Below are 3,585 nucleotides of genomic sequence, written 5' to 3'. Positions count from 1 at the left end.
CCAACAATTCCTATTTTTTCATAATTAGGGGTCTCAAGACCCCCCTAGCGGCCACCGAGAAGACCTTCACCAGCTAGGTATTTTTACTCAAGTCTCTGGAGGGGGACAGCTTATGTGACAGTTGAGGGTGCGGAATGTGGGATGGAATAAAACTACTACAGAAATTCGCTTCTTCATCAGTAGTTTAGCAGCGGATGCCCAAAAACACGCCGAGGTGATTCGCGGACATTGGAGTATTGAAAATAGTCTCCATTGGGTACTCGATGTTACCTTTAATGAAGATGCCAGTCGGGTTCGTCTGGGGCATGGAGCGGAAAACCTAGGTCTGTTGCGCCGTTTAAGTGTGAATTTGTTGAAGCGGGAGCCCTCGAAAATGAGTCTGAAAATGAAACGTTATAGGGCGAGCATGGATGATAATTTCATGGTAAAAATCTTGGAGGCCAGTGCGGTTGACTGAAAAAGGAGGTGTCAATTAGACTTGTGAGCGTTCTCGCGCAGCGAGCGCGTTGCGACCAATCCAGTCTGGAATGAAAGAACCCAGTAGATAAAGTTCCTTCTGAGTTCATCGGTTTTCGAGGATTAGAAACCCCCTAAATTTCGGAAAATTACTCGGATAGAATCGGAACAAACGCCAAAATTTAGACTAACTTCTCGGAATTCAAGGGCTCGGTCAACGCGCGATTACCCTGTAGTTTGTAGTTAACTAAGATGGTTAGCTAAAAACTGTCTTTGATTCTTTAACTTGTCCTTGTTATACTCGAAAAAGCTCGGAAGTATAAGAGTTTGTGCTGCCTATTTTTTCGGGAAAATAGGTTGTAATGGGAGACTCTTTGTTTTCCTAGACAAAAATAATTACTTTTTCAAAAAAACACTTTTCTATTTTTTTGTTGGGTATTTTATTCTCTGGAAGTCCCTAGTAACAACCGTATTGCCAAATTATGTTTTGTTTCCGCCGATCTGGTCAATCGTTTGCGTCTCTCACTTAACGAATCGTTAAGTGAGAGACAAAGAATTTATCAGACTAAACACGGAACCGTCTCGACCATGGACACCACTAACATCGGTCGGCATCGAAAATCGTTAAGTGAAAAAGAAGACGGGACGTTAACGGAAATTTCGTTAAGTGAGGATCAAACCCTAACGGAAAATTCGTTAAGTGAAGATGGGTCAGTTAAATCTACTCGGTTGACCGTGGGAAATTCTGTCACCGTTACTGGTGAGCATCCCAGAAAAGGACAGACGGGGGAGATAACCGCGTTGCCCAATCCCTACGCGGCCATCATCCTTTTCGACGATGGCAACAGAGAAATGTTAGGTTCGGACTTCCTTTCCTCAAAAACCATCGATGTAACCGCTAAATTTCAAGTCAAAGAAGGGCTGAATTACAGGACGGGTAACGGCTGTGAGTGGTATGTCAGGGTAGAACAGGCTACTTGGGAGCGGCTGCTAGGATACCGAAATCGCGTCGGTACGGCAACCATCGATGGGGCTATCAAACGAATGTTAGAAAGTATCGAGAACAGCCCACCCTAACGGAACCTTAACCCAGTTTGAGCTGCTCACTTAACGATTCGTTAAGTGAGGGGAGAATTGAAACCGACTATGGACATAACCCGATCCTTAGAGAGCGATCGATGACGCAGTGATCATCTTTCTGGGGGAGCAAATGATTTATCGAGTATTAACACGGAACAATTACAGATTAGAGAAACCAATTTTCAATCACTAAACCTTCTAAATCTTGAAAATCATCAACATTATTGGTAACTAAAGTCAAATTGTTGGTAAAAGCAATAGACGCTATTTGACCATCGACAAAAGCAGGACTCTTACCGAATTTAGACAATCTTGACCTTTCCCGTGCGTGATATTGGGCTGATTTTAAGTCATAATCGAATAAAGGTAGATTGGCTAAAATAACGTTATTTACATAATCCTCTAAGTCTTGGCGTTTTTTAGACAGAGGAAGTCGAAAACAACCAAATAATAGCTCATGGATTACCAGAGTAGCTGTGGCTATTTCCCGTTTAGATAATCTTAGCTTCGTCATGACCTTCTGATTCGGCTGAGGTCGTTTAGCCTCTGACAAAATATTAGTGTCTAGCAAATATTTGAGAGTCATAAACGAACATCTCTCCCCGTTGACTTGTCGCGTAAATTATCAAAACTATCATCATCAATACTTGCCAAATCTACTCTTTGTATAAAATCTTGCAAGGCTGACCCAAAATCCTTAACCTCTCTAATTTCCACTAATAACTCTTCATTATCAGGAAAATCAACTTCCTCTAATAACTCAATAGTTTTGCCTTTTTTAATTCCTTTAACTAACATAATATCAACTCCTTCTAAGCTTAACTAGCTACCAGCAAAAATTGTTTCATCAATAGAATTATAGCACTTAATAGAATAATTGAAGATTTCGGGAGTCACAGCGCTCCGAATTGTCAGAAAGATTGAGGAAAAATTAAAATTTTATTCCGTTCAAACCATGTAATTATCCCTACCTAAAGGTAAGCGCACCTAAAACGCTATTGACAATTAGCCAATTTTGTGAGCAGCATGGGCATTTCAAGTGACGAAGGTTTTTGTTGATACGGCAGCTTGGTTCGTTAAGTGAGGGGAGAATCACTCGGACAGTGGACAAGACCTTATCGTTAGGCAGCGATCGATGACGAAAGATTAATAGAAACGTAAGAAAGTATCGAGAACGGCCAACTTTAATCAAGGTCAATATTCTGTTTAGATGTTAGTCACGACGATTGAAAATTGGTATATAATTCAACTAATTACAAATCGTTATCTTGAGGGGCTTTGCCATCGGGAGTGCAGATGACTTACCTATCCCAAAAACCTCTGTGCCTCGTTGATTTGACACTCCCGTTGCACGACATAAATTTTCCATCCTTTCACCGAAATTCCTCCTTACAATGATAGTTAGAAATTAGGAGATTTATCCTTATCATCGAGAAGTCAGTTAATTTTTATTTATGATTTAATCGAAGAATGGAAATTTGAGATGGTCTGGGAAAATGTAGCCCCTCTAAATGAAGAAAATCAAGAGCTTATCCTACTGAATTAGTAGGGCAACCTCCTGAACAGTATGGAGATAAAAATTATTAAATTTTATTCTATTTTGATGTCAACTCTTATCAGGGAATTTCTCTGTGAGAGTTTTGCCAAAATAATATTGACACCAAAACTCAGCAATTTCTGCGACTAAAGGAGCGGATTCAGAAGTTAGTCCACTGCCACAGCTTGAGTTATAGCGTTCAGCATAATCTCTCGCCATTTGGTAACTCCAATAAGGATAATCTGAACTTGTCATACAGCGCAGGGCATCTTCAATTATTAAGGCATATTTGTTATTGATGACACGAATTTGTGTTCCAAATCTTATGTGTTTTTCCCAACCTTGAATTTGTTCTAGTTGGGTTAACAATTTAGGCTCTTCGGGAATTGTTATGCAAATAATTAACTTAAAATAAAATTCGATGAGAGCAACTACGCTCAAAAGTAGCTGAAATTCATACAGGAAAGGACTTAAGGCACAAATAGGTTAATACCAAAAGATAGACAATTGAG

Annotated in this window: 5 protein-coding genes; 2 read left to right on the top strand and 3 right to left on the bottom strand. The window is 39.9% G+C overall.

What is annotated here, in order from left to right; genetic code table 11:
• Positions 1–127 precede the first annotated feature (127 nt).
• Both O9332_RS12290 and O9332_RS12285 read left to right on the top strand, forming a co-directional pair.
• A complete protein-coding gene (locus O9332_RS12290; protein ID WP_502846652.1) occupies positions 128–457 on the top strand; it encodes an ISAs1 family transposase in 330 nt (109 codons plus the stop codon).
• A gap of 587 nt (positions 458–1,044) precedes the next feature.
• Positions 1,045–1,533: a hypothetical protein gene (locus tag O9332_RS12285; protein ID WP_002757571.1), complete on the top strand. Its 489-nt coding sequence runs from the start codon at positions 1,045–1,047 to the stop codon at positions 1,531–1,533.
• Positions 1,534–1,702: 169 nt separating this feature from the next.
• Here the strand turns inward: O9332_RS12285 and O9332_RS12280 are convergent, their stop codons facing one another.
• The 3 genes from O9332_RS12280 to O9332_RS12270 all read right to left on the bottom strand — a co-directional run bounded on the left by O9332_RS12280 (position 1,703) and on the right by O9332_RS12270 (position 3,514).
• A complete protein-coding gene (locus O9332_RS12280; protein ID WP_002757569.1) occupies positions 1,703–2,122 on the bottom strand; it encodes a type II toxin-antitoxin system VapC family toxin in 420 nt (139 codons plus the stop codon).
• On the bottom strand, positions 2,119–2,334 hold the full coding sequence (locus O9332_RS12275; RefSeq protein ID WP_002757568.1) for a hypothetical protein: 216 nt from the start codon (positions 2,332–2,334) through the stop codon (positions 2,119–2,121). Before O9332_RS12275 ends, O9332_RS12280 begins: the two co-directional genes overlap by 4 nt.
• Before the next feature lie 808 nt (positions 2,335–3,142).
• Positions 3,143–3,514: a hypothetical protein gene (locus O9332_RS12270; protein ID WP_288025781.1), complete on the bottom strand. Its 372-nt coding sequence runs from the start codon at positions 3,512–3,514 to the stop codon at positions 3,143–3,145.
• Between the last annotated feature and the right edge of the window lie 71 nt (positions 3,515–3,585).

It is taken from the genome of Microcystis sp. LE19-10.1B (assembly GCF_027530565.1).
Classification (GTDB): domain Bacteria; phylum Cyanobacteriota; class Cyanobacteriia; order Cyanobacteriales; family Microcystaceae; genus Microcystis; species Microcystis aeruginosa.
This window is presented reverse-complemented; position numbering and strand designations above follow the sequence as displayed.

Coding starts and splice junctions, on each gene's coding strand:
- O9332_RS12285 (WP_002757571.1), top strand. CDS start 1,045: ATGGACACCACTAACATCGGTCGGCATCGAAAATCGTTAAGTGAAAAA.
- O9332_RS12280 (WP_002757569.1), bottom strand. CDS start 2,122: ATGACTCTCAAATATTTGCTAGACACTAATATTTTGTCAGAGGCTAAA.
- O9332_RS12275 (WP_002757568.1), bottom strand. CDS start 2,334: ATGTTAGTTAAAGGAATTAAAAAAGGCAAAACTATTGAGTTATTAGAG.